The 26,169-nt window shown below is 62.5% G+C and carries 21 protein-coding genes; 11 read left to right on the top strand and 10 right to left on the bottom strand.

All coding sequences use genetic code 11. From position 1 onward, the window contains the following. Positions 1-93 precede the first annotated feature (93 nt). Positions 94-2,043 carry a BCCT family transporter gene (locus ACM6IM_RS00990; protein WP_318653504.1) on the bottom strand — a complete coding sequence of 650 codons (1,950 nt, stop codon included), beginning with the start codon at positions 2,041-2,043 and terminating at the stop codon, positions 94-96. A gap of 379 nt (positions 2,044-2,422) precedes the next feature. Here ACM6IM_RS00990 and betI point away from each other — a divergent pair, with 379 nt between their 5' ends. The 9 genes from betI (at position 2,423) to yccS (ending at position 16,224) form a co-directional block, all read left to right on the top strand. Beyond that, the gene (betI, locus tag ACM6IM_RS00985; RefSeq protein ID WP_192306698.1) at positions 2,423-3,016 is read left to right on the top strand and encodes a transcriptional regulator BetI; all 594 of its coding nucleotides are present in this window, start codon (positions 2,423-2,425) and stop codon (positions 3,014-3,016) included. A gap of 62 nt (positions 3,017-3,078) precedes the next feature. Continuing rightward, complete coding sequence (gene betB, locus ACM6IM_RS00980; protein ID WP_414863925.1) at positions 3,079-4,551, top strand: betaine-aldehyde dehydrogenase; 1,473 nt, start codon at positions 3,079-3,081, stop codon at positions 4,549-4,551. A gap of 149 nt (positions 4,552-4,700) precedes the next feature. Continuing rightward, entirely contained in the window at positions 4,701-6,401 is a 1,701-nt protein-coding gene (betA, locus tag ACM6IM_RS00975; protein ID WP_414863924.1) for a choline dehydrogenase, read from the top strand. 242 nt (positions 6,402-6,643) lie between these two features. Continuing rightward, positions 6,644-8,086, top strand: a complete 1,443-nt coding sequence (locus tag ACM6IM_RS00970; protein WP_414863923.1) for a TldD/PmbA family protein — start codon at positions 6,644-6,646, stop codon at positions 8,084-8,086. Continuing rightward, entirely contained in the window at positions 8,086-9,435 is a 1,350-nt protein-coding gene (locus ACM6IM_RS00965) for a TldD/PmbA family protein (protein ID WP_414863922.1), read from the top strand. Before ACM6IM_RS00970 ends, ACM6IM_RS00965 begins: the two co-directional genes overlap by 1 nt. 152 nt (positions 9,436-9,587) lie before the next feature. Further along, the gene (gene mdtD / locus ACM6IM_RS00960; protein ID WP_201191733.1) at positions 9,588-11,015 is read left to right on the top strand and encodes a multidrug transporter subunit MdtD; all 1,428 of its coding nucleotides are present in this window, start codon (positions 9,588-9,590) and stop codon (positions 11,013-11,015) included. 141 nt (positions 11,016-11,156) lie between these two features. Next, complete coding sequence (gene dbpA / locus ACM6IM_RS00955) at positions 11,157-12,494, top strand: ATP-dependent RNA helicase DbpA (RefSeq protein ID WP_414863998.1); 1,338 nt, start codon at positions 11,157-11,159, stop codon at positions 12,492-12,494. A 141-nt stretch (positions 12,495-12,635) separates the two neighbouring features. After that, a complete protein-coding gene (locus ACM6IM_RS00950) occupies positions 12,636-13,814 on the top strand; it encodes an NAD(P)/FAD-dependent oxidoreductase (RefSeq protein WP_414863921.1) in 1,179 nt (392 codons plus the stop codon). A 223-nt stretch (positions 13,815-14,037) separates the two neighbouring features. After that, the gene (yccS, locus tag ACM6IM_RS00945) at positions 14,038-16,224 is read left to right on the top strand and encodes a YccS family putative transporter (RefSeq protein ID WP_414863920.1); all 2,187 of its coding nucleotides are present in this window, start codon (positions 14,038-14,040) and stop codon (positions 16,222-16,224) included. A gap of 103 nt (positions 16,225-16,327) precedes the next feature. Here the strand turns inward: yccS and ACM6IM_RS00940 are convergent, their stop codons facing one another. Next, entirely contained in the window at positions 16,328-17,065 is a 738-nt protein-coding gene (locus ACM6IM_RS00940; protein ID WP_192306722.1) for a substrate-binding periplasmic protein, read from the bottom strand. Positions 17,066-17,321: 256 nt separating this feature from the next. Between ACM6IM_RS00940 and ACM6IM_RS00935 the strand changes: the two genes are divergently transcribed. Further along, complete coding sequence (locus ACM6IM_RS00935) at positions 17,322-17,774, top strand: GNAT family N-acetyltransferase (protein ID WP_414863919.1); 453 nt, start codon at positions 17,322-17,324, stop codon at positions 17,772-17,774. A 106-nt stretch (positions 17,775-17,880) separates the two neighbouring features. Here the strand turns inward: ACM6IM_RS00935 and ACM6IM_RS00930 are convergent, their stop codons facing one another. The 3 genes from ACM6IM_RS00930 to ACM6IM_RS00920 are packed head-to-tail and all read right to left on the bottom strand — an operon-like array spanning position 17,881 to position 20,852. Next, entirely contained in the window at positions 17,881-18,177 is a 297-nt protein-coding gene (locus ACM6IM_RS00930) for a winged helix-turn-helix domain-containing protein (protein ID WP_414863918.1), read from the bottom strand. Positions 18,178-18,192: 15 nt separating this feature from the next. Further along, complete coding sequence (locus ACM6IM_RS00925; RefSeq protein WP_414863917.1) at positions 18,193-18,684, bottom strand: M48 family metallopeptidase; 492 nt, start codon at positions 18,682-18,684, stop codon at positions 18,193-18,195. A gap of 44 nt (positions 18,685-18,728) precedes the next feature. Next, positions 18,729-20,852, bottom strand: coding sequence for a putative bifunctional diguanylate cyclase/phosphodiesterase (locus ACM6IM_RS00920; protein WP_414863916.1), 2,124 nt, complete (start codon positions 20,850-20,852; stop codon positions 18,729-18,731). 319 nt (positions 20,853-21,171) lie between these two features. Here ACM6IM_RS00920 and ACM6IM_RS00915 point away from each other — a divergent pair, with 319 nt between their 5' ends. After that, the gene (locus ACM6IM_RS00915) at positions 21,172-21,840 is read left to right on the top strand and encodes a polysaccharide lyase family 7 protein (protein WP_192306730.1); all 669 of its coding nucleotides are present in this window, start codon (positions 21,172-21,174) and stop codon (positions 21,838-21,840) included. 80 nt (positions 21,841-21,920) lie between these two features. Here ACM6IM_RS00915 and fba read toward each other — a convergent pair whose 3' ends face one another. The 5 genes from fba to epd form a co-directional block, all read right to left on the bottom strand. After that, entirely contained in the window at positions 21,921-22,985 is a 1,065-nt protein-coding gene (fba, locus tag ACM6IM_RS00910; protein ID WP_008081027.1) for a class II fructose-bisphosphate aldolase, read from the bottom strand. Between the two features lie 248 nt (positions 22,986-23,233). Beyond that, positions 23,234-23,566 carry an MliC family protein gene (locus ACM6IM_RS00905; protein ID WP_414863915.1) on the bottom strand — a complete coding sequence of 111 codons (333 nt, stop codon included), beginning with the start codon at positions 23,564-23,566 and terminating at the stop codon, positions 23,234-23,236. A gap of 55 nt (positions 23,567-23,621) precedes the next feature. After that, positions 23,622-23,843 carry a hypothetical protein gene (locus ACM6IM_RS00900; protein WP_414863914.1) on the bottom strand — a complete coding sequence of 74 codons (222 nt, stop codon included), beginning with the start codon at positions 23,841-23,843 and terminating at the stop codon, positions 23,622-23,624. Between the two features lie 34 nt (positions 23,844-23,877). Then, positions 23,878-25,041: a phosphoglycerate kinase gene (locus ACM6IM_RS00895; RefSeq protein WP_414863913.1), complete on the bottom strand. Its 1,164-nt coding sequence runs from the start codon at positions 25,039-25,041 to the stop codon at positions 23,878-23,880. A 12-nt stretch (positions 25,042-25,053) separates the two neighbouring features. After that, positions 25,054-26,121: an erythrose-4-phosphate dehydrogenase gene (epd, locus tag ACM6IM_RS00890; RefSeq protein ID WP_371052069.1), complete on the bottom strand. Its 1,068-nt coding sequence runs from the start codon at positions 26,119-26,121 to the stop codon at positions 25,054-25,056. Positions 26,122-26,169 lie beyond the last annotated feature (48 nt).

Genomic DNA, 26,169 nt, shown 5'->3' with positions numbered 1-26,169 from the left:
AACGCCGCGAGAGGATCGCGGCGTTTTTGTTTATGGCTTATCGCGAAGAATGCGACGCGGTGCTCAGACAGAAACACCGCATCCCTTCACCCCTCAGCTATACACCCGGCCAAGGAGTTGCCGATGGCTTTCAAACTGATCGAGCACGTCACGGGTGATCTGCTCCTGGGTGAAGCCCATCAAGTCGTAGTCCTGGCTACCGTTGTGCAGGTACACCTCGGCGCGGTAGTAGCGGGCCCGGGGCTCGTCCGCGCTGTGCGCCGGCACCGTGTCGCTGGCGGCGGCCAGGTAGCCGTCCAGGCTGACTTCGTAGACGAACGGGTTGCCCTCTTCCATCTCGATCCGCAGGCCAATGCAGCGTTTGGCCTTGCCCAGCAACGTCTGCACGTCCAGGCCTTTGCCACGCAGTTGAACCACCGCTTCCTCCAGCGCCGGGCTGACATGCTTGTCCATGAAGCGTTGCACGATCGACTGGTTGGGTTGCAGGTCCAGCTGGGTCAGGCGTTCACTGAAACCACGGCGACCGCGCGCCGCCAGTTCCGCTTGCTCCTGTTCGATCTGCTTGTCCTGGCGCATCGCCTTGTGCAGGCCGAACATGAAGCACACCAGCACCACCGAGAAGGGCAGGCCCGCCAGCACGACCATGGTTTGCATGGCTTCGAAATTACCGGCGAACAGCAGCCCGATGGTCACCAGAGTGATCACCACCGACCAGAAGATCCGCAGCCAGTGCGGCGCATCCTCGTCGACATTGCCGCCCTTGCACGAAAGGTTGGCCATCATCACCGCCCCGGAATCCGCCGGGGTCAGGAACAGCACGAAACCGACGAAAATCGACACGCCGATCACCACCTTCGACGCCGGGTAATGTTCAAGCAGCTGATAAATCGCCATGGAAGGCTGTTCCAGCGCGGTTTTGCCGAGTTCCACCGCACCGTGGTTCATCACCAGGTCCAGCGCCGAGTTGCCGAAGATCGACAGCCACGCCAGGGTGAAACCCAACGGGATCAGCAACACGCCAGCCACCAGTTCACGCACCGTGCGACCACGGGAAATACGTGCGATGAACATGCCCACGAACGGTGCCCAGGAAATCCACCAGGCCCAGTAGAACAGGGTCCACAGACCCAGCCAGCGGTCAGACTTGGCGCTGTCGCCTTCATAGACGTACAGGTCGAAGGTCTTGAGCACCACGCCGTTCAGGTAATCCCCGACGTTCTGCACGAAACCGTTGAGCAGGTGCAAGGTCGGGCCGAACAGCAGCACGAAAATCAGCAGCCCGCTGAACAGCACGATGTTCAGGTTGGACAGCCGACGAATACCGTTTTCCACACCGGACACGGCGGCGATGGTCGCCACGGTGCTCATCACGATGATGACGATCAGCAGGTTGGTGTTGCTGTGCTCCATGCCGAACAGGTTTTCCAGGCCCGACGACACTTGCAGCGAACCGATTCCCAGGTTTGTCACCAGCCCCAGCAGGGTCACGAACATGCCGAAGCCGTCCACCGCATGGCCGGCCGCGCCTTTGACCCAGCGCTCACCCACCAGCGGGTACAGCGCCGAACGCAACGCCAGTGGCTGGTTGTGACGGTAGGCAAAGTAAGCCACGGCCAGGCCGACCAGCGCGTAGATCGCCCAGCCATGCAGGCCCCAGTGCAGGAAGGTCAGTTGCACCGCCTGGCGCGCCGCCAGGTTGCTGCCGGCCACGCCTTCCGGCGGGTTGAAATAGTGATCCAGCGGCTCGGACGCACCGAAGTACAGCAACGAGATGCCGATGCCCGAGGAAAACAGCATCCCCGCCCAGGCGCCGTAGCTGAAGTCCGGGGTGTCGTCCTTGCTGCCCAGTTTCAGTTTGCCGTAGGACGAAAACGCCAGGCCGACGACAAAGATCAGATAGGCGGCAATCACCACCATGTAGTACCAGCCGAAGCTGCGGGACAGCCAGGCTTGCGCCGTGCTCAGCATCCTGCCCGCCTCTTGGGGGGCGATGATCAGGATGGCGGTCAACAACAGGATCAACGCGGTAGAGGTGTAGAACACCCAACCGTTGACCGTCACCTTCTCCGGTGGGGTCTTTATCAGGGAAGCAGAACTCATGGCACAGATGCTCCGGGCAGTGCGGCAGAAGAACACAAGGCAAACGCGGTACCCGACCAATCGGTTAGTGGGCAGCCGACCGGCGGGTGATATAAAGACACCCCGAAAAAAGCTCGAAGCCCGCCGATGCTTTCGCACGCCGGTTTCGAGCCGATTCGGATGTCGGTTTATCGCCCTTTACAGCTTGGAAAAACCGGCAAGGAGCGACGATTTGTCGCAGAGCTTATTCTTTGTTGATTGAACGTTCAATCAAAACAAAATAGACTGGCCACAAGCCGGTAGCCGTTTGACGTCTGCCGCAAGGCCTAAGGAGATGTGCAAGATGCCCAAGGTCGGTATGCAACCCATCCGTCGCCAGCAGTTGATCGAAGCCACGTTGCAAGCGGTCGATCAGGTCGGGATGGGGGACGCCAGCATTGCGCTGATCGCCCGTTTGGCCGGTGTCTCGAATGGCATCATCAGTCATTACTTTCAGGACAAGAACGGCCTGATCGCTGCCACTGCGCAGTACCTGATGACCGTCCTCAGCGAGAACGTCACCGCGCGCCGGCAGGCGCTGACAGATGACAGCCCGCGGGCGCATCTGCAGGTGATCATCGAAGGCAACTTCGACGCCAGCCAGGTCAATGGCCCGGCAATGAAAACCTGGCTGGCCTTCTGGGCCACCAGCATGCACCACCCGTCTTTGCACAGGTTGCAGCGGATCAACGATCACCGTCTGTATTCCAACCTGTGCTGCCAGTTCCGCCGTGTATTGCCGCTCGATGATGCGCGCAGTGCAGCCCGGGGCCTGGCGGCGCTCATTGACGGCTTGTGGTTGCGCGGCGCGCTGTCGGGAGATGCTTTCGACACCGAGCAGGCACACCGGATCGCTTACGAATACATGGATTTCCAACTGGCCAAGCGGGTGAGTTAGAGCACATCTAGAACGCTCAACACCCGGATCGAGCCAATCACTGATGCACTTGCGAGGACTTTATGGCCCGTTTCGAACTGCAAAAACTCTACATCGATGGCGCTTACTCCGACGCTGGCAGCGATGCCACGTTCGAAGCCATCAACCCGGCTAACGGTGAAGTCCTCGCAAAAGTCCAACGCGCCACCCAAGCAGACGTCGAGCGTGCCGTGGTCAGCGCCGAAAAGGGCCAGAAAATCTGGGCCGCCATGACGGCCATGGAGCGTTCGCGCATCCTGCGTCGCGCCGTGGAAATCCTGCGTGAGCGCAACGACGAACTGGCCGCCCTGGAAACCCTGGACACCGGCAAGGCCTACTCCGAAACCCGCTACGTCGACATCGTCACCGGCGCCGATGTACTGGAATACTACGCAGGCCTGGTGCCCGCCATCGAAGGCGAGCAGATTCCGCTGCGCACCACGTCCTTCGTCTACACCCGTCGCGAGCCGCTGGGCGTGGTGGCCGGGATCGGCGCGTGGAACTACCCGATCCAGATCGCCCTGTGGAAATCCGCACCGGCCCTGGCCGCCGGCAACGCGATGATCTTCAAACCTAGCGAAGTCACGTCGCTGACCACCCTGAAACTGGCCGAGATCTACACCGAGGCCGGTGTTCCGGCGGGTGTGTTCAACGTCCTGACCGGCAGCGGCCGTGAAGTCGGCACCTGGCTGACCGAGCACCCGCGCATCGAAAAAATTTCGTTCACCGGCGGCACCGACACCGGCAAGAAAGTCATGGCCAGCGCCTCGAGCTCTTCGCTCAAGGACGTGACCATGGAGCTGGGCGGCAAATCCCCGCTGATCATCTGCGACGACGCCGACCTGGATCGCGCCGCCGACACTGCGATGATGGCCAACTTCTACAGCTCCGGCCAGGTCTGCACCAACGGCACCCGCGTGTTCGTGCCGAGCCACCTCAAGGCCGCTTTCGAAGCCAAGATCGCCGAGCGCGTGGCGCGCATCCGCATCGGCAACCCGGAAGACGAAAACACCAACTTCGGCCCGCTGGTCAGCTTCGCCCACATGGAAAGCGTGCTGGGCTACATCGCCAAGGGCAAGGAAGAAGGCGCTCGCGTACTGTGCGGCGGCAGTCGCCTGACCGAAGGCGAGCTCGGCAAGGGCGCGTTCGTCGCACCGACCGTGTTCACCGACTGCACCGACGACATGACCATCGTGCGCGAGGAAATCTTCGGCCCGGTGATGGCGATCCTGAGCTACGAGAGCGAAGAAGAAGTGATCCGCCGTGCCAACGACACCGACTTCGGCCTGGCCGCCGGTGTGGTCACCAAGGACCTGAACCGTGCCCACCGCATCATTCACCAACTGGAAGCGGGCATCTGCTGGATCAATGCCTGGGGCGAATCCGACGCCAAGATGCCGGTCGGTGGCTACAAGCAATCGGGTGTGGGCCGCGAGAACGGCATCAGCTCGCTGAACAACTTCACTCGCATCAAATCGGTACAGGTCGAGCTGGGCGATTACGTCTCGGTGTTCTAAGCCCCGAGCCCTGCATTGCCCGCGAGGCCGCCTTCGCGGGCAAGCCTGCTCCCACAGAAGCACGCGCTCCACTGTGGGAGCGAGCCTGCTCGCGATCGAGTGCGCAGCACTCGCCATGACCTGACCCAATTTCAAAGAGGGTGCATTCAATGTCCCAAGAATTCGATTACATCATCGTCGGTGCCGGCTCGGCCGGTAACACCCTGGCGACCCGCCTGACCGAAGACGCCGGCGTCACTGTTCTGCTGCTCGAAGCGGGTGGTCCGGACTACCGCCTGGACTTCCGTACCCAGATGCCGGCCGCTCTGGCCTTCCCGCTGCAAGGCCGGCGCTACAACTGGGCGTACGAAACCGATCCGGAACCGCACATGGACGGACGCCGGATGGAATGCGGTCGCGGCAAGGGCCTGGGCGGTTCCTCGCTGATCAACGGCATGTGCTACATCCGCGGCAACGCCATGGACTACGACGGCTGGGCCAAGCTGCCAGGCCTGGAAGACTGGACCTACCTCGATTGCCTGCCCTATTTCCGAAAAGCTGAAACCCGCGACATCGGCCCGAACGACTACCACGGTGGCGACGGCCCGGTCAGCGTGACCACGCCGAAAGCCGGAAACAACCCGCTGTTCCACGCCATGGTCGAAGCCGGCGTGCAAGCCGGTTACCCACGAACCGAAGACCTCAACGGCTACCAACAGGAAGGCTTCGGCCCGATGGACCGCACCGTCACGCCCAATGGCCGTCGTGCTTCCACCGCCCGCGGCTACCTGGACGTCGCCAAGCAGCGCTCGACCCTGACCATCGTCACCCACGCCCTGACCGACAAGATCCTGTTCGAAGGCAAGCGTGCGGTCGGTGTGCGTTACCTGGTCGGCGCCGCCGAAGAACGCGTTGAAGCGCGCGCACGCAAGGAAGTGCTGGTGTGCAGCGGCGCGATCGCTTCGCCGCAACTGCTGCAACGTTCCGGCGTGGGCCCGGCCAAGCTGCTGGAAAGCCTCGATATCCCGGTGGTCCACGACCTGCCGGGCGTCGGTGAAAACCTGCAGGACCACCTTGAGCTGTACCTGCAGTACGCCTGCACGCAACCGGTCTCGCTGTACCCGTCGCTGCTCTGGTACAACCAGCCGGCCATCGGTGCCGAGTGGCTGTTCAACGGCACCGGCATCGGCGCCAGCAACCAGTTCGAAGCCGGCGGTTTCATTCGCAGCCGCCCGGAATTCGAATGGCCGAACATCCAGTACCACTTCCTGCCGGTGGCGATCAACTACAACGGCAGCAACGGCGTGAAGGAACACGGCTTCCAGGCACACATGGGCTCCATGCGTTCGCCAAGCCGCGGGCGCATCCAGGTCAAGTCCAAGGACCCGCGCCAGCACCCGAGCATCCTGTTCAACTACATGGCCACCGAGCAGGACTGGCAGGAGTTCCGCGACGGCATTCGCCTGACCCGTGAAATCATGCAGCAACCGGCGCTGGACGCCTTCCGTGGCCGCGAAATCAGCCCGGGCATCGAGGTGCAAACCGACGAGCAGCTCGACAAGTTCATCCGCGAGCACGCCGAAACTGCGTTCCACCCGTCCTGCTCGTGCAAGATGGGCACCGACGACATGGCCGTGGTCGATGGCCAGGGTCGCGTGCACGGCATGCAAGGCCTGCGTGTGGTCGATGCTTCGATCATGCCGATCATCACCACCGGCAACCTGAATGCGCCGACGATCATGATGGCCGAGAAAATCGCCGACAGGATCCGTGGTCGCCAGCCATTGCCGCGCAGCACGGCTGACTACTACGTCGCGGGCGATGCGCCGGTGAAGGGCAAGGCTTTGCGCGAAGTGAGCCAGATCGCCTGACACCGATACACCGCGTCACGGTCCATCGCGAGCAGGCTCGCTCCCACCTATGATTTTCGGTACGACCGGGATCAGTGCAGGAGCGAGCCGGCTCGCGATGAGGACCTGACAAACCACACATCCCCACCGTTTCAAACTTGATCCTCCCCCCTCGCCGGCCTACTCTAGCGCCACGCAATCGTTTCACCCCCTCCTCCCGCAACACGGCTTCACCACCACTGCATCGCCAGGAGGTTTCACGCATGTTCGATTTCCATCCCCAGCTCAAGCAGCGCTTCGCTGCCTTGCGCACGGGCGCTGAATTCTTTTCCCTGCGTTATGTGCGCGAGTCCGGGCAGTACCTGTCGGTGCGCAAGAACGTCGCCGAACCGCCAAGCCTGCGGCGTGACGAAGGCGCGATGCTGACCGTGCGCGTGAACGGCGTCGAGGCCTATGCCGCGACCAACGACCTGTCCCCGGCGGGCCTGCAAACCGCGCTCGACAAAGCCGAGCAGCAGGCCCGCCAGCTCAAGCCTCACGCCTTGCTCGACCTGCGCGATCAACGGGTCTCCAGCGACCGCGCGGACTACTTCTCGCCGAATCTCGACCAGCCCTTCCCGTCCCTGAGTGAATGCTACGAGCTGCTCGGCGCCGAATCCGCCGCCGTGCCCAGGGATGAGCGACTGGTCAACTGGCAGGTCAGCATCGGCATGACCCACGTCGAGCAGATCTACCTCAGCAGCGCCGGCGCTGAACTGCGCCAGGCCCAGCGTTTCGTCTATCCGGGCCTCGACGTCACCGCCTACGACGGCAACGACAGCCAGACCCGCAGCCTGGGCCGCGAGAACTTCGGCCAGCAGGGTGGCGCGGATGTGATCAGCCGCTGCGGCCTGATCGGTGCCGGTCCGCACATCGCTGACCAGGCCCTGCAACTGCTGCTCGCGCCAAACACCCCGCCGGGTGCGCGGGACCTGCTGCTGATGCCCGACCAGATGATGCTGCAGATCCACGAATCCATCGGCCACCCCCTGGAACTGGACCGCATCCTCGGTGACGAGCGCAATTACGCCGGCACCAGCTTCGTCAAGGCGCAAGACTTCGGCCAGCTGCAATACGGCTCGAAATGGCTCAACGTGACCTTCGACCCGGACATTCCCGAGCAACTCGCCAGCTACGGCCATGACGACGACGGCAGCGCGGCGAGCAAGCAGTTCCTGATCAGGGAAGGCTTGCTCCTGCGACCATTGGGCGGCGCGCTGTCGCAGTTCCGCGCCGGCATGGACGGTGTTGCCAACAGCCGCGCCTGCAGCTGGAACCGTCCGCCCATCGACCGCATGGCCAATCTCAACATCGAGCCCGGCGATCAGTCGCTGGCGCAACTGATCGGCAACATCGAGCACGGCATCCTGATGTCGACCAACCGCTCGTGGTCGATCGACGACGCCCGCAACAAATTCCAGTTCGGCTGCGAATGGGGGCAGTTGATCGAAAACGGCGAACTCAAGGGCGTGGTGAAGAACCCGAACTACCGGGGGGTTTCCGCGCAGTTCTGGAAAAGCCTCAGCGCGGTCGGCGACACCAGCACCTTCCAGGTACTGGGCACGCCGAACTGCGGCAAGGGCGAACCCAACCAGGTGATTCGTGTCGGTCACGCGTCGCCGGCCTGTGTGTTCAGCCAGGTGGATGTATTCGGGGGAGACGCCTGATGACCACGTACACGACTCCAGCAAACAGCCAGGCGGCGGCATTCAAGGCCTTGGTCAACGGATTGCGCGAAGCGATTCGCGAGCCGGAGCAGTTCACCCTCAGCTACGCTGCCGAAGCGTCGGCCTTCGTGCGTTTCAACCATGCCAAGGTGCGCCAGGCCGGTCAGGTGCAGCAGGCCAGCGTGGGCTTGAAACTGATCAACGATGGCCGGCACGCCGACCTCGACATCACCTTGTCGGGCGCTGCCGAGGTCGATGCCCGGCGGCTGGCCGACGGCTTGCAGCAGTTGCGCGAAACCTTGCCGCTGCTGCCCCCGGACCCTTACCTGCTGCTCAACCATAACGGCTGGCAAAGCAACAATGTACAGGCGCATCCGCTGCCGGACACCGAGCAGGTGGTCGGCGAAATCACCCGCGCCGCCGAAGGCCTGGACCTGGTGGGCTTCTATGCGGCAGGGCCGATCAGTCGGGGGTTCGCCAGTTCGGCGGGCGCGTTCGGCTGGCATCAGGCCAACAGCTTCAACTTTGATTTCAGCCTGTTCCATGCCAACGGTCAGGCAGTGAAAGCCAGCTACGCCGGGCACCACTGGAACAGCGAAGGCTTCGCCCGGCGTTTTGCCCAGGCCCGCGAGCAACTGGCGTTTCTCGGTCGCCCCCTGCGTACCCTGGCACCGGGGCAGTACCGCGCCTACCTGGCGCCCGCGGCGCTGGAGGAAATCATGAGCCTGCTGAGCTGGGGCGGGTTTTCGGCGCAGTCGATCGCCAGCAAGAGCAGCCCGTTGCAGAAGCTCTACAGCGGCGACCATTCGTTCAGCCCGCTGGTGTCACTGGATGAGCACGTCAGTGGCTCGTTGAGCCCGGCCTTCTCCGGCGAGGGTTACCCGCGCAGCGACCTGAAGTTGATCGTCGAAGGCCAGGCCGAGGCGCAGCTGGTCAGCTCGCGCAGCGCCGCCGAGTACGGTCTCACCGCCAACGGCGCCGGCGGCGGCGAGGCCCCCAGCGCGTTGAACATGGCGGCCGGAGCGCTGCCGGAGGCCGACGTGCTCAGGCAACTGGGCACGGGGCTGTACATCAGCAACCTCTGGTACCTGAACTACTCGGACCTGCCGGGCGCACGCATGACCGGCATGACGCGGTTCGCCACATTCTGGGTCGAGAATGGCCAGATACAGGCGCCGGTCAGCACCATGCGCTTCGACGACAGCGCCTTCAGCCTGCTCGGTTCGCAGCTCGAAGCGCTGACGACCGAGCGGGAACTGTTGCTGTCGGCGAGCACCTACAGCCAGCGGGCAACCGCGTCGGCGCTGTTGCCGGGTGCGCTGATCAGCCGGTTGACGTTGACCCTGTAACACCTGCACCTCTTGTGGGAGCGAGCCTGATCGCGAAGGATTCATAGACGAGGCACGCATTCAGACAGCCCGTGTCATCGTTTACGCTCCTCGCGAGCAGGCTCGCTCCCACAAGGTAAATCCCTCCACCGGTTAATCTGACACGAGGCCCCATGCCCAACCGCCCAACGCTCGATGCCGTCACCGCCCGCTGGTTGCCCTGGGTCGTCGCAATCGCCTTCTTCATGCAGTCCCTGGACGGGACCATCCTCAACACCGCCCTGCCAGCCATGGCCCGCGACCTGGCGGAAGACCCCTTGCGCATGCAGGGTGTGATCATCGCCTACATGCTCACCGTCGCCTTGCTGATCCCGGCCTCGGGCTGGATTGCCGACCGCTTCGGCACCAAGAAAATCTTCTTTGGCGCGATCCTGCTGTTCAGCATCGGCTCGTTGCTCTGCGCCCTGTCGAGCAGCCTGGGCATGCTGATCGGCGCACGGGTGATCCAGGGTCTGGGCGGCGCGCTGATGCTGCCGGTCGGGCGACTGGTGGTGCTGCGTGCCTACCCCCGCTCCGAGCTGGTGCGGATCATGGGCTTCATCACCATTCCCGGCCTGCTCGGCCCGTTGATCGGCCCGACCATGGGTGGCTGGATGGTGGAGTACCTGACCTGGCACTGGATCTTCCTGATCAACCTGCCGGTCGGCGCCATCGGTTGCTATGCCGTGTGGAAATTCATCCCCGACCTGCGCGGCAGCGAGCGCACGCGCTTCGACAGCCTGGGCTTTTTGCTGTTCGGCGCCGCGATGGTGCTGATCACCATTGCCATGGAAGGCCTCGGCGAACTGCACCTGCCGCACCTGCGGGTGATGTTGCTGCTGTTCGGCGGCCTGGCGTGCCTGGCGGCCTACTGGCTGCGGGCCGGGCACATCGAAAACCCGCTGTTCGCGCCATCGCTGTTCAAGACCCGCACCTTCGCCGTGGGCATTCTCGGCAACCTGTTCGCCCGCCTGGGCAGCGGCGCCCTGCCCTTCCTCGTGCCGTTGCTGCTGCAAGTGGCGCTGGGTTACTCGCCGTCCCAGGCCGGGATGAGCATGTTGCCGCTGGCGGCGGCAGCGATGGTCGCCAAATCGGTGGCGCGCCCGATGATCGAGCGCCTGGGCTACCGCATCGTCCTCACCGGCAACACCCTGGCGCTGGGCCTGATGCTGGCGAGCATGGGCCTGGTCAGTGAGCAGACGCCTTACTGGCTGCTGCTGGGGATGCTGGCGATCCTCGGCGCGATCAACTCGTTGCAATTCACCGCGATGAACACCGTGACCCTGATCGACCTCGACGACGCCAGCGCCAGCAGCGGCAACAGCCTGTTGTCGGTGGTCGCGCAATTGTCCCTGAGCCTGGGTGTGGCCTGCGCCGGCGCCCTGCTCGGCGGGTTCACCGCGCAAGTGGGCAACGACGGCGTGGACACGGTGCTGGGGGCGTTCCAGCTGACGTTCGTCACCGTCGGCATCATGGCGATGCTGGCGGCGACGATTTTCTCCCAGCTCTCGCCCAGGGACGGGCGCCGGGTCGTCAGTCGCGAACACGATATCGAGCACTGACCGGGAGTCGCATAAAGCAATTCGTCCAGAAATTACAGGTCGGGGCAGCGGGACTGATACACTGCGCGACATTTTGTTTTGCAGGCCAGTCCCGTGACCACCATTGCCACCGCTTTTAATACTTTGCCGCTGTCCGCCGCCATGCTGGCTAACCTCGAATCCCTCGGTTATGCCCAGATGACGCCGATCCAGGCGCAAAGCTTGCCGGTGATCCTCAAGGGGATGGACCTGATCGCCCAGGCCAAGACCGGCAGCGGCAAGACCGCGGCCTTCGGTATCGGCCTGCTGAACCCGATCAATCCGCGTTATTTCGGCTGCCAGGCGCTGATCCTGTGCCCGACCCGCGAACTGGCCGACCAGGTCGCCAAGGAAATTCGCCGCCTGGCCCGCGCCGAAGACAACATCAAGGTCCTGACCCTGTGCGGCGGTGTGTCCCTGGGCCCGCAGATCGCTTCGCTGGAACACGGCGCACACATCATCGTCGGCACGCCGGGGCGCATCCAGCAGCACCTGCGCAAGGGTTCGCTGGTCCTGCATGGCCTGAACACGCTGATCCTCGACGAAGCCGACCGCATGCTCGACATGGGTTTCTACGATTCCATCGAAGAAATCATCATGCAGGCCCCGGAGCGTCGCCAGACGTTGCTGTTCTCCGCCACTTACCCGGTCGGCATCAAGCAACTGGCGGCGAAGTTCATGCGCAATCCGCAGCAGGTCAAGGCCGAGGCGTTCCACGACGACACGCAGATCGAGCAGCGCTTCTACGAGATTTCCCCGGAAGAGCGCATGAGCGCGGTGACCAAGGTGCTCGGCCACTTCCGCCCGGCGTCCTGCGTGGCCTTCTGTTTCACCAAGCAGCAGGTTCAGGAAACGGTCGATCACCTGACCGCCAAAGGCATTTCGGCGGTCGGCCTGCACGGCGACCTGGAACAGCGTGACCGCGATCAGGTCCTGGCGATGTTCGCCAACCGCAGCACCTCGGTGCTGGTGGCCACCGACGTCGCCGCCCGCGGCCTGGACATCGACTCGCTGGACATGGTGATCAACGTCGAACTGGCCCGCGACTCGGAAATTCACATCCACCGTGTCGGCCGTACCGGTCGCGCCGGCGAGAAAGGCCTGGCGATCAGCCTGGTCGCGCCGTCCGAAGCACAGCGTGCGCAGGCCATCGAAGAACTGCAGAAGAGCCCGCTGACCTGGGACCAGGTGGACAACCTCAAGTCCCAGGGCGGCGGTCCGCTGCTGCCGCAGATGAGCACCCTGTGCATCGCCGCCGGCCGCAAGGACAAGGTGCGTCCGGGCGATATCCTGGGGGCATTGACCGGTGAGGCCGGCATTCCCGGCGCCCAGGTCGGCAAGATCGCGATCTTCGACTTCCAGGCCTACGTGGCCGTGGAACGCGGCGTCGCCAAACAGGCCTTGCAGCGCCTGAACGACGGCAAGATCAAGGGCCGCTCGTTGCGCGTGCGTATTCTGTAACAACGCCGCACTTCCCCTGTGGGAGCGAGCCTGCTCGCGATGGCGGAGTATCAGACACTTGAATGTATCTGGCACGCTGCCATCGCGAGCAGGCTCGCTCCCACAGTTTGTTTTGTGGTGAGTCATCCAGAGGACACCGTTTTGCGTTCTACCGAAGTCGTGATCATTGGCGCTGGCGCCGCAGGGTTGATGTGTGCACTGACCGCCGCCGGGCGCGGGCGCCAGGTGTTGTTGCTTGACCATGCCAACAAGGCCGGCAAGAAAATCCTGATGTCGGGCGGTGGGCGCTGCAATTTCACCAACATGTACAGCGAACCGGGCAATTTCCTCTCGCACAACCCACACTTTTGCAAATCGGCCCTGGCGCGCTACACCCAGTGGGATTTCATCGGCATGGTCGCCAAGCACGGCGTGCCTTACCACGAGAAAAAGCTCGGTCAGTTGTTCTGCGATAACAAGTCCAGCGACATTCTCGACATGCTGCTCAACGAGTGCGAGCAGGTCGGCGTCAGCCTGCACCTGGACACATCGATCCAGAGCATCGAGAAGCTGGAAAGCGGTTATCTGCTGGACACCACCCTCGGCCAGATCACCTGCCAATCGCTGGTGATCGCCACTGGCGGCCTGTCGATTCCGACCCTGGGCGCCACCGGTTTCGGCTATCAGGTGGCGAAGCAATTCGGCCACGAACTGCTGCCCACCCGCGCCGGCCTGGTGCCGTTCACCATCACCGACCAGCTCAAGGCACTGTGCACCGAGCTGTCCGGCACCTCGGTGGATTGCCTGGTCAGTTGCAACGACCAGAGCTTCCGCGAAAACATCCTGTTCACCCACCGAGGCCTCAGCGGCCCGGCGATTTTGCAGATTTCCTCGTTCTGGGAATCCGGCGACACGGTCGAAATCAACCTGATGCCGGACCATGACGTACCAGGCTGGCTGCAACAGCAGCAAAGCGAACGACCGAACAGCGAGCTGAAAACCCTGCTCGGCGAGATCTTCACCAAGAAGATGGCCAACCTGCTGGCGGATAACTGGTTCGTGTCCAAACCGATCAAGCAGTACACCCACGCCGAACTGGCCGACATTGCCGAGAAACTGGCGAGCTGGAAAGTCGTCCCGGCCGGCACCGAAGGCTATCGCACCGCCGAAGTCACCCTGGGCGGCGTCGACACTCGCGAAGTCTCGTCCAAGACCATGGAGTCACTGAAAAGCCCGGGCTTGTATTTCATTGGAGAAGTGCTCGACGTCACCGGTCACCTGGGCGGCTTCAACTTCCAGTGGGCCTGGGCCTCGGGTTACGCCGCTGCGCAGTATGTCTGACCGCGCGCCCAAAAATGTGGCAGCGAGCCTGCTCGCGAAAGCGCTCTTGTGATCAGCTCAGATGTTGACTGTGCCGGCCTCTTCGCGAGCCGGCTCGCTCCCACAATGATCATCCGTCGCGCTTGAAGGAACAGATTTTGCTGTCAGATGTGATCGGCGCCATTGCGTCGACGTCATTACTGGCTCAATTTAGCGTCATTGCCTCGGAAGGCCTTCGCACTTCATGTCATCGACCCCTCTTCGTCAGTCTCTGCGTCGTATCTGGGCGCTGGATAAATTCAGCTACAGTGTGCGGGTGTTCATCGCCCTGACCGGCAGCATGGCGCTGTGCTGGTATCAGGATGAAATGGGCCTGCTCATTCCACTGTTCCTCGGCATCATCGCCAGCGCCCTGGCCGAGACCGACGACAGCTGGCAGGGCCGCCTCAATTCGCTGGCGGTGACGCTCGTGTGTTTCAGCATCGCCGCGCTGTCGGTCGAACTGCTGTTCCCCTACCCGATCCTGTTTGTCATCGCCCTGGCCCTGGCCGGTTTCGGCCTGACCATGCTCGGAGCATTGGGCGAACGCTATGGCGCCATCGCCTCGGCGACCCTGATCCTGTCGGTCTACACCATGATCGGCGTGGACCAGCGCGGCGGCGCGGTCACCGATTTCTGGCACGAGCCGATGCTGCTGGTGGCCGGGGCAGCGTGGTACGGCGCGCTGTCGGTTCTGTGGCAGGCACTGTTTTCCAACCAGCCGGTGCAGCAGAGCCTGGCGCGTCTTTTTCGCGAGCTGGGCTTCTACCTGAAGCTGAAATCGTCACTGCTGGAACCGATCCGCCAGCTGGACGTGGAAGCGCGCCGACTGGAACTGGCCCAGCAGAACGGCCGCGTCGTCGCCGCACTGAACGCCGCCAAGGAAATCATCCTGCACCGGGTCGGCAATGGCCGACCGGGGTCGAAAGTCAGCCGCTACCTGAAGCTCTACTTCCTCGCCCAGGACATCCACGAACGCGCCAGTTCCTCGCACTATCCGTACAACGCCCTGGCCGAGGCGTTTTTCCACAGCGACGTGCTGTTCCGCTGCCAGCGCCTGCTGCGCCAGCAAGGCAAGGCCTGCCGGGCCCTGGCGGAATCGATCCAGATGCGCCAGCCGTTCGTTTACGACGCCAGCTTCGCCGAGGCCCTGGGAGACCTGAATGCCTCGCTCGAGCACCTGCGCATCCAGAGCAATCCGGCCTGGCGCGGGCTGCTGCGGTCCCTGCGGGCGCTGTCCGCCAACCTCGGCACCCTGGACCGCCTGCTCAGCGACGCGAGCAACCCCGACGCCCTCGCCGACGCCAGCGACAGCAGCCTGCTCGACCGCTCGCCACGCAATCTCAAGGACGTATGGATTCGCCTGCGCACGCAGTTGACACCGACCTCGCTGCTGTTCCGCCACGCCCTGCGCCTGCCCCTGGCCTTGAGCATCGGCTACGGCATGGTGCATTTGATTCACCCGTCCCAGGGCTATTGGATCATCCTCACCACGCTCTTCGTCTGCCAGCCGAACTACGGTGCCACACGCCGCAAGCTCGGGCAGCGGATCGTCGGCACCGCCATCGGCCTGACGGTGGCGTGGGCGCTGTTCGACCTGTTCCCCAACCCGCTGGTGCAGTCGTGCTTCGCCATCGCCGCCGGGGTGGTGTTCTTTATCAGCCGAACCACCCGCTACACCCTGGCCACCGCCGCGATCACCCTGATGGTGCTGTTCTGCTTCAACCAGGTGGGCGATGGCTACGGCCTGTTCCTGCCGCGACTGTTCGATACATTGCTCGGCAGCCTGATCGCCGGGCTGGCGGTGTTCCTGTTCCTGCCCGACTGGCAGGGTCGACGCCTGAACAAGGTGCTGGCCAACACCCTGACCTGCAACAGCATCTACCTGCGCCAGATCATGCAGCAATACGCCGCTGGCAAAAGCGACGACCTGGCGTATCGCCTTGCCCGACGCAACGCGCACAACGCCGATGCGGCGCTGTCGACGACCCTGGCCAATATGCTGATGGAGCCGGGGCATTTCCGTAAGGAAGCGGATGTCGGGTTCCGTTTCCTGGTGCTGTCACACACCTTGCTCAGCTATTTGTCTGGGTTGGGCGCGCACCGGGAAACCCTGCTGCCGGCAGACGTGCGCGAGCACTTGATCGAAGGCGCCGGGGTGAAACTGGCGCACAGCATCGACGAAATCGCCCAGGGCCTGGCGAGCAAAACGCCGATTGCGATTCAGAGCGATGAAGAAGAAGCGCTGGCCGACGATCTGGAACAGATGCCGGACGAGATCGATGAGGGTCAGCGACTGGTGCAGACTCAGCTGGCGCTGATCTGTCGGCAGCTGGGGCCGTTGCGCACGCTGGCGGCGCATCTGATCAAGGACACTGGCGAGGGTTCGTAGCCGCTGATCAGGCGCCATCGCGAGCAAGCCCGCTCCCACAGGGAAACGCATTCCGGGGTGGGAGCGGGCTTGCTCGCGAAGAGGCCGTCAGCCGCACCGACACTCACATCCCATGCTGCTTCATCAACCGCGCATAACTGCCGTCCGCCTTCATCTCGGCAATCTCCCGATCAAAGCCGGCGACGATCTGTGCATGCTGCGGATTCTTCAGGCTGACCAGAATGTGCAGGCTGTTTTCGCTCAGGGGCTTGGGCAGGAACTCCACGGAGTTGCGGACCTTGGCCGACTCGCGGGCCAGGTAGTAACGCGCGACGTATTCGTCTTCCAGGGTCAGCTTGACCCGGTCGGCGGCGACCATGCGCACGGCCATGGCGAAACTGTGCACCGGGACTTTCTGTAGCGAGGCGTCTTCCTCGAAGGCCGGCGAATAGGCGTAGCCGCGCACCACGGCAATGGGATACATGTGCAGTTGCTGCAGGTTATTGAACTCGATGGGCGCGTCCTTGCGCTTGAGAAAGCGCACGCGATTGAGCAGGTACTCGCCGGAAAACTGCCCCAGCTTCGTGCGCTCCTCGGCGTACCAGGCATTCACCAGTACGTCGTAACGCCCTTCGCCCAGCCCCATCAACGCACGCGCCCACGGCACCTGTTCAAATTCGCTGGCGTAGCCGGCGCGAGCCAGCGCGGTGGCGACGATGTCGGTGGCCAAGCCACCGTTGACCAGCGTGGCGTCGGTAAAGGGTGGCCAGGCGTCGGCGACCAGTCGCAGCTTTTCCGCTGCCGCGTTTTGAGTCAGCAACAGCAATCCGATCAAGACCAACGCTCGATGCAATCGCGGCATGCTCGAAAATCCTTAGCGGGCAGGCTGCCCACGTGTTTTCAGCCAAAACTCCAGGGACCCTTACCGGCAAGACCCAGCTACTTACCTTAGTTCATAGAAGCCACAGCACAGCGCTTCACTTCAGATTACACAAAGAAGACGGCACCGCACGAAATGAATGATGGCATTTTGGCCTTTGTCACAGATTTCTGCGCCATACAGACATCCCTCGCCCGGACGCTTAGTATCGCAATCACTGAGACAAGGAAACGTGAAGATGACAATCGATTGGGTCTGCAAACACCACAGCGATCTGGGCAAGGAGCAGCTGTACGCGATTCTGCAACTGCGCGTCGACGTGTTCGTGGTCGAACAGAAATGTGTCTACCAGGACGTGGATGGCCAGGATCTGGAAGGCGATACCTGCCACCTGATGGCCTGGGACGGGGATCGGCTGGCAGCGTACCTGCGCCTGCTCGACCCTGAACTGCAAGGCGGCGACGTCGTGATCGGACGGGTGATCACCGCGCCCGATTATCGCGGCAAGGGACTGGGCCACGAACTGATTGCCCAGGCGCTGAAACAGGCGCAAAAACGTTGGCCCGATGTCCCGATCTACCTGTCGGCCCAGGCGCACCTGCAGGGGTATTACGGGCGGTACGGGTTCGAGGTGGCGGGTGAGGAGTATGTCGAGGATGGCATTCCACATATAGGTATGCGGCGCTCCTGAGGACCCCATCGCGAGCAGGCTCGCTCCCACGGTAACTGAATACAATGGAGATCCATTGTGGGAGCGAGCCTGCTCGCGATAGGCGTCCGATCTACCACAGCGAGACCTAGGGATACTCCAACACCACCTTGATCTGGCGCAGATTACGTTCGATCCAGCCCCGGTCGATCGCTCCCCACTCGCGAATCCGATAGCGCCCGGCATGGTTGCGCGCGCCCTCTTCCTGCTCGAATTCGCACACGATGTCCAGGTCCGCCAAGGCAGCGATGGTGTCCTGGGCCGTACGCCGGGGCATGCCCGTCACGTCGGTCAGGGCCGGTACGCTGCTGGCCAGCCCGCTGTCGATCAGGTACGCCACGTACAGACGGCGATAGAAGCTGCTCTTGGTCTTGCTCACGTCCATCCACACACTCCCTCGCTACTGCATTTCCCGCCACGTCAGGTACACCCGCAGATCGAACTCCACTTGGTGATACCCCGGCAACATGTGATCGCACAACTGGTAGAACGCCTTGTTGTGATCCGATTCCCTGAAGTGCGCCAGTTCGTGCACCACGATCATTTTCAGAAACTCGGCGGGTGCCTCCTTGAACAGCGAGGCGACGCGAATTTCCTTCTTGGCCTTGAGCTTGCCGCCCTGCACCCGGGAGATCGTGGTGTGCAGGCCGAGCGCGCGGTGCGTCAGGTCCAGGCGGTTATCGAACAACACCTTGTCGATGGCCGGGGCGTTACGCAGGTATGCCTGCTTCAGGTCCAGGGCATAGGCGTACAGCGCCTTGTCGCTCTGCACATCGTGCCGTTGCGGATAACGCCGGCTCAGGTAATCGCCCAGCCGACCTTCGGCGATCAGCTGGCGCACCTGGTCCTGCAACGCAACGGGATAGGCCTGGAGAAATTTCAGGGCAGTCATGGGGGCGGCACATCAGTTACGCAAAGATCGCCAGTGTAGCGAATTCAGTTCGTCAACGCGCTCCAGTCGAACGGTTGCGCGAAGCCGCCGACGTCCTCGGCCACCATCGGGTGCGCCACCAGGAAACCTTGCACGTACTCGCAGCCATTGGCCCGCAGCCACTCATACTGCTCGACGGTTTCCACACCCTCGGCGATCACCAGGATCGAGTATTGCCTGCACAGGTCGATCACATTGCGCACCAGCGCCGCGTCCCTGGAGGAGTCGGGCAACCGGGCGATCACGTGGCGGTCGAGCTTGAGCGTATCGAGCTCCAGGTCGCGCAGATGAGACAGCGAGCACGGCCCGGAACCGAAATCATCCAGCGCCACGCGAACCCCCAGGTTGTGCAGCAACCGCAGCTGCTTGCGGGTTTCCTCAGGGTTCAGCATCAATGCTTCTTCCGTCACCTCGACTTCCAGGTGACGGGCCTGCAAACCATGGCGCTCCAGCACCTGGCGCAACTCGGTCACCAGGTTGGGCATGCCGAACTGTGTGCTGCTCAGACTGACGCCCAGCACCAGGTCCTCGGCGAACACGGTTTCCCAGGCTTTGCGCTGCCCGGCGCCGCGCTGATAGATCCAGGTGCTCAGACGGCTGATCAGGCGCGCCTCTTCCAGCAACGGCAAGAACAGCCCGGGAGGCACGTCGCCGACACTCGGGTGCTGCCAGCGCAACAACGCTTCGAAACCACGGATCCGTCCATCCTCAATGGCCACCTGCGGCTGATACACCAGGTTGAAATCACGGTTCTCAATGGCACTGCGCACGCTTTCTTCGAGCATCAGCCGCGAGCGGGCCCGACCGTTCATGTCATGGTCATAGAAGCGATACTGCTGGCGGCCGGCACGCTTGGCCTCGTACATGGCGATATCGGCCGCGCGCAACAAACCATCGAGGTTGGCACCGCAGTCGGGAAACGTGGCGATACCGATACTGGCGCCCAGTGCGATATCCAGGCCGTCGATCTGCTGGCAGATCGATACCCGCTCGATGAGTTTCTCGGCAATCTTCGCCGCTTGCTCCGGAAACTCCAGGTCGAGCAGGGCCGTGAATTCGTCACCGCCCATGCGCGACAGAATGTCGAAGGGACGCAAGCAGGCCTTCAACTGTTCGGAAACCCAGCGCAACACCCGGTCACCGGCGTCGTGCCCGAGGGAGTCGTTGACCCGCTTGAAGCCATCGAGATCCAGGTACAACAATACCCAGGCACGGTCGGAACGCTCACCGCGCAGCAACAGGTTTTCCACCGTCTGGTAGAAACCCCGGCGATTGAGCAGGCCGGTCAAGGGGTCGGTGACCGCCTGGAATTCCAGTTGCTGATGCAGGTGGCGCACCACCGACATGTCCAGCACCGTCACCACCATCGCGTGCTGCTCGGCGGGCAGCGGCGCGCAGGACAATGCCACAGGCACCTGCTGGCCGGCGGCGGTGCGCAGCAACGCATCGTGCAGGCGGAAGGTTTCGCCGCGCTTGTAACCGCTGAACAGCTCCGAATCGGCCCAGACCGGAATATGCGGTTTTTGCAGGTAATCGAGGAATTCCGTGCCTTGCAGGTCCTGCTGCGTGGCATTGAGCAGACGCGACATGGCCGGGTTGGCAAAGCGGATCACCCCGCCTTCGTCGACCACCAGAATGCCCTCTGCCGCGTTATCCAGCACCGACGCATTGAAGGCACGCGCCACCTCCAGATCGTGGCTCAGGCGCTGCAAGGCGCGGCGATTGCGCTGGTGCTCCAGCAACGCCTGCACTTTGGGCTTGAGAATCTGCGGATCGAAAGGTTTGAACAGGTAATCCACCGCGCCACTGGCGTAGCCCTTGATCACGGCGTCCTGGGACTGTTCGTTGGCGGTGAGGAAGATGATCGGCGTCAGACGGGTTCGCTGGCTGCCTCGCATCAGGCGCGCAACCTCGAAACCATCCATGCCCGGCATCTGCACATCCAGCAGCACCAGGTCGACATCGTGTTCGAGTAGAAGGCTGAGGGCTTCAAAACCGGATGCAGCCGTCATCACCTGCCAATCCTGACGCTGCAGCAAGGCGCGCATACTGATCAGGTTTTCAGGGTAATCATCGACGATCAAAAGGGTTGAGGTGCCTTCGGCTGGCGTAGTTTGCGCGCATTCCATGCTGCTTCTCTTATCGGGACGTCGGCCGGTTTCTCGTGAAAACCGGACAGTACTGAGCCTTCACTCTAGACCGGGAACTGAGAAAGCAGAAGCTGTCAGTACGCCATCATTTAAGCACAGCGATCACTTACCGACTAACGGTCGCCTCTACAGCCCGCTAAACACGGGAAAGATGGCGTTTTAACAGGATTTTGACGTCACCCATCTGTCAGTCCGGCGTTAACAAAAAATCCCTCTACGCTTATAAAGGGCGCCCTCCAAGGCCCGTGCTAGAGCTTCTGGCACGTCCGTGCCGGAAAAACGTTGTGGAATTTTGCCTATGATCGACCTCGCATCCTGGAACCTCAGTGTCCCCGTCGGCAGCCCGCCGTACACGGTTGAAACAAACAAGCTGGTGAAGGGCTACAAGAATCAATACTTCCATTCCGACACCGGCACGCTGTTTTTCTGGTCGCCAGTCACAGGGACTCGCACCGAAAACGCGAAGTACCCGCGCACCGAACTCAGGGAAACCTACAGCAACGGCACCCTGAAAAACTGGTACTACCCGGACGCCGACAACTCCCTGCGCGCCACCCTGGCGGTGAACCAGGTGCCAAGCTCGGGCAAGATCGTCATCGGCCAGATCCATGCCTACGAAAGCCAGAAACCCATGGTCAAGGTCGAGTACCAGTACAAGACCGCCAGCAAGACCGGCAACATCGTCGCCAAGGTGCGCATGCACCCCGATGATGGCGAGGGCCGGGTCATCACCATCGCCACCGGGGTGAAGCTGGATCAGGAGTTTTCCTACCTCATCCACCTCAGCCCCGGTGGCGCGCTCGGCATCAGCGCCGCCGGCTACCAGTGGGACACCAACATCAGCGCGACCTGGCGGGTCAAACCCCTGTACTTCAAGGCCGGGGTCTATGTGCAGGACAACACCGGGTACACCAGTGAAGGCGGCAAGGTGACGTTCAGCAAGCTGGATATCGACCACGACAAGTAGCCGGCAAACACCGCTCCCAGCCTGATGATCGGCAATAAAAAAACCCGCATTTCTGCGGGTTTCCTGTTGTTGCCTGACGCTTAGTTGACCTTGGCGTTCAACTCACCCTTCAGGTAACGCTGGTACATCGCTTCCAGGGAGATCGGCTTGATCTTCGAAGCGTTGCCGGCGGTACCGAAGGCTTCGTAACGGGCGATGCACACGTCGCGCATGGCGGTGACGGTGGCGCCGAAGAATTTACGTGGGTCGAATTCGCTCGGGTTGGTGGCCATCAGGCGACGCATCGCACCGGTGGACGCCAGGCGCAGGTCGGTGTCGATGTTGACCTTGCGTACGCCGTGCTTGATGCCTTCGACGATTTCCTCAACCGGTACGCCGTAGGTTTCCTTGATGTCGCCACCGTACTGGTTGATGATCGCCAGCCACTCTTGCGGAACCGAAGACGAACCGTGCATCACCAGGTGGGTGTTCGGAATGCGCTTGTGGATTTCCTTGATGCGGTCGATGGCGAGCACGTCACCGGTAGGCGGCTTGGTGAACTTGTAGGCGCCGTGGCTGGTGCCGATGGCGATGGCCAGGGCATCGACCTGGGTGCGCTTGACGAAGTCAGCGGCTTCTTCAGGGTCGGTCAGCATCTGGCTGTGGTCCAGAACGCCTTCGGCACCGATACCGTCTTCTTCACCGGCCATGCCGGTTTCCAGCGAACCCAGGCAGCCCAGCTCACCTTCCACCGAAACACCGCAGGCGTGAGCCATGGCCACGGTTTGCTGGGTGACGCGCACGTTGTAGTCGTAGTCGGTCGGGGTCTTGCCGTCTTCGCCCAGGGAACCGTCCATCATCACCGAGCTGAAGCCCAGCTGAATCGAACGCTGGCAGACGTCGGGGCTGGTGCCGTGGTCCTGGTGCATGCACACCGGGATGTGCGGGAACTCTTCGATGGCTGCCAGGATCAGGTGACGCAGGAACGGCGCACCGGCGTATTTGCGAGCGCCGGCCGACGCCTGGACGATCACCGGAGAGTCAGTCTTGTCAGCGGCTTCCATGATGGCGCGCATCTGCTCAAGGTTGTTGACGTTGAAGGCTGGGACGCCGTAGCCGAACTCGGCTGCGTGGTCCAGCATCTGGCGCATGCTGATAAGTGCCATTGTGTGTCTCTCTCCCGGTTTGGGTCGTTAATCGTGCCAGCCTGCCGGAGCGGCGGCGGCTATTCAAGTTTTTGCAGATCGGGGGTTGGTCCGGCCTGCCAATTCGGTGTTGCAAAATTCTGTACGTTACGCAGAACCCTGTGGGAGCGGGCTTGCTCGCGAATGCGATCTGACATTCAACATCGATGCAAGCTGACCCACCGCTTCGCGAGCAAGCCCGCTCCCACATTTGGTCCGTGGCGTTTCAGTTATTGCGCTTTACAGCCACGGCCAATCAAATCATTGGTGGCGACCCAGTAAACCAGGCCTTCCTCACCTTTCATGTGAAACGCCAGCATGTCATTGCTGTACAGCACACCCGACGCACCTGGCTCCTCCTTCAGGCGATACACCTGATCGGCACCGCCGAGACGCACATCGACGGCCTTGCGACTGTCATCAGTGTAGCGCCAGAGCACCTTGGCCTGACTGTCGCAGGTCCAGGTCGTCCAGTTGTCCGTCGATTCGGCAGGTTTGAACAGGTCGAAACTGGAGCAACCTGCCAGCAGTGCCAGCGCCGTAATGGCGATAAAACCTTTCATCCGTGTTCCTCGACTGACGGCCACGCCGCCCGCCCTGAGTAAGGAGTCAGACCCGTCAAGGACAACCATGTTCCTTGGCGGGGGTCTGCGTTTCGTATTTGTCCAGGCCATCCGGCCCGGAGCGCTTGTTGATCACCGGGTTGGTTTCCGCTTGCCAGTCGGCCTGGTAGCAGCCCTTTTCCACGGTTTGCGGCGCAGGTTCCGGCTGGGCTTTCGGATGACTCCCGCAGGCCGCCAGCGCACCCGCAACGATCAGCAACCCAAGCATCCTGACCATGTGAACACTCCCTTGCCGGGTCAATTCAACGACCTCAGGCCTTGGCCCGACTTTCCAGGACTTCAACGGCCGGCAGCACTTTGCCTTCGACGAACTCGAGGAAAGCACCGCCACCGGTGGAAATGTAGGAGATACGCTCGGCAACGCCATATTTATCGATGGCCGCCAGGGTGTCGCCGCCGCCAGCGATGGAGAACGCCGCGCTTTGCGCGATGGCTTCGGCCAGCACCTTGGTGCCATTGCCGAACTGGTCGAATTCGAACACGCCGACCGGGCCGTTCCACAGGATGGTCTTCGACGACTTCAGCAGCTCGGCGAAATTCGCGGCCGTCTGTGGGCCGATGTCCAGAATCATGTCGTCGGCCGCCACGTCGGCGATCAGCTTGACTGTCGCCTCGGCGCTGTCAGCGAACTCCTTGGCGACCACGACATCCACCGGCAATGGCACGCTGACCTTGGCCGCGATGGCACGGGCGGTGTCCAGCAGGTCCGGCTCGTACAGCGACTTGCCGACCGGGTGGCCGGCCGCAGCCAGGAAGGTGTTGGCAATGCCGCCGCCCACGATCAACTGGTCGCAGATCTGGCTCAGGCTGTTCAGCACGTCGAGCTTGGTCGACACTTTGGAGCCGGCCACGATGGCCGCCATTGGCTGGGCCGGCGAACCCAGGGCCTTGCCCAGTGCTTCCAGCTCAGCGGCCAGCAGCGGGCCCGCCGCAGCGACCTTGGCAAATTTGGCCACGCCATGGGTCGAACCCTCGGCGCGGTGGGCGGTGCCGAAGGCGTCCATCACGAAGACATCGCACAGAGCGGCATACTGCCGGGCCAAATCGTCGGCGTTCTTTTTCTCGCCCTTGTTGAAGCGTACGTTTTCGAACAGCACGATGTCGCCCGCCTTGACGTCAACGCCGCCCAGGTAATCGGCCACCAGCGGCACTTCACGGCCCAGGGTGCGGCTCAGGTAGTCAGCGACTGGCTTGAGGCTGTTCTCGGCGGAGAACTCGCCTTCGGTCGGACGGCCAAGGTGCGAGCAGACCATCACGGCCGCGCCTTTTTCCAGGGCCAGCTTGATGGTCGGCAGCGAAGCCAGGATTCGCGCATCGCTGGTGACTACACCGTCCTTGACTGGGACGTTGAGGTCTTCGCGGATCAGTACGCGCTTACCTTGCAGATCGAGGTCGGTCATCTTCAACACGGTCATGGGTCGCATTTCCTACTGTTTTGGAGAGCAGTGTTTTTGAGAGTCAGCTGATTGCAGATAGTGTTCCGCAACGTCCAGCATTCGGTTGGCAAAACCCCATTCGTTGTCGAACCAGGCCAGGATGTTCACCAGCCGTGGGCCGGAAACGCGGGTCTGACTGGCATCGACAATTGCCGAATGTGGGTCATGGTTGAAATCGCAACTGGCGTGAGGCAACTCGGTGTAGGCCAGAAGGCCCTTGAGCGGGCCGCTGGTGGCGGCGTCGCGCAGGATCCGGTTGACCTCGGCGGCGTCAGTGTCGCTGACGGTCTGCATCGTAATATCGAGGCAAGACACGTTCACCGTCGGTACGCGTACGGCTTTGGCCTGAATTCGCCCGGCAAGTTCCGGCAACAGGCGCTCGATGCCGCGCGCCAGACCGGTGGACACCGGGATCACCGACTGGAACGCCGAGCGGGTGCGGCGCAGGTCCTCGTGGTGATAGGCGTCGATGACCGGTTGATCGTTCATCGCCGAGTGGATGGTGGTGATCGACACGTATTCCAGACCAATGGCCTGGTCCAGCAGGCGCAACAGCGGTACGCCGCAGTTGGTGGTGCAGGAGGCGTTGGACACCAGCAGCTCGTCACCGCTCAGGCAATCCTGGTTCACGCCATACACGATGGTGGCGTCGACATCCGCCTCGCTGGCCATCGGCTGGGAGAACAGCACACGGGGCGCGCCGGCGTCGAGGAAACGCTGGCCATCTTCCCGGGTGTGGTAGGCACCCGAGCATTCCAGCACCAGATCGACGCCCAACGACGCCCAATCGATGCCTTCCGGGGTGGCACTGCGCAGAACCTTCACGCAGTCGCCATTGATATGCAGACAATCGCCGTCGACCTTCACCTCGCCGGGGAAACGCCCGTGGGTGGAGTCGAAACGTGTCAGGTATTCGATACTGGCCATGTCCGCCAGATCGTTGATCGCGACAATCTCGAACCCGGCCTTCTCGCCTCGCTCGAACAACGCACGCAAGACGCAACGACCAATCCGGCCGTAGCCGTTGAGTGCAACTTTGTAGGGACGCGGTTGAGGCATGGGGTTCTCGATTACCGTGGTGAATCCGTTATCGCGGTGGTGACTGGG

Source organism: Pseudomonas sp. IT-P12 (genome assembly GCF_949767465.1).
Classification (GTDB): domain Bacteria; phylum Pseudomonadota; class Gammaproteobacteria; order Pseudomonadales; family Pseudomonadaceae; genus Aquipseudomonas.
Note: the sequence above shows the minus strand (reverse complement) of the source record. Positions and strands in the feature narration are given on the sequence as shown.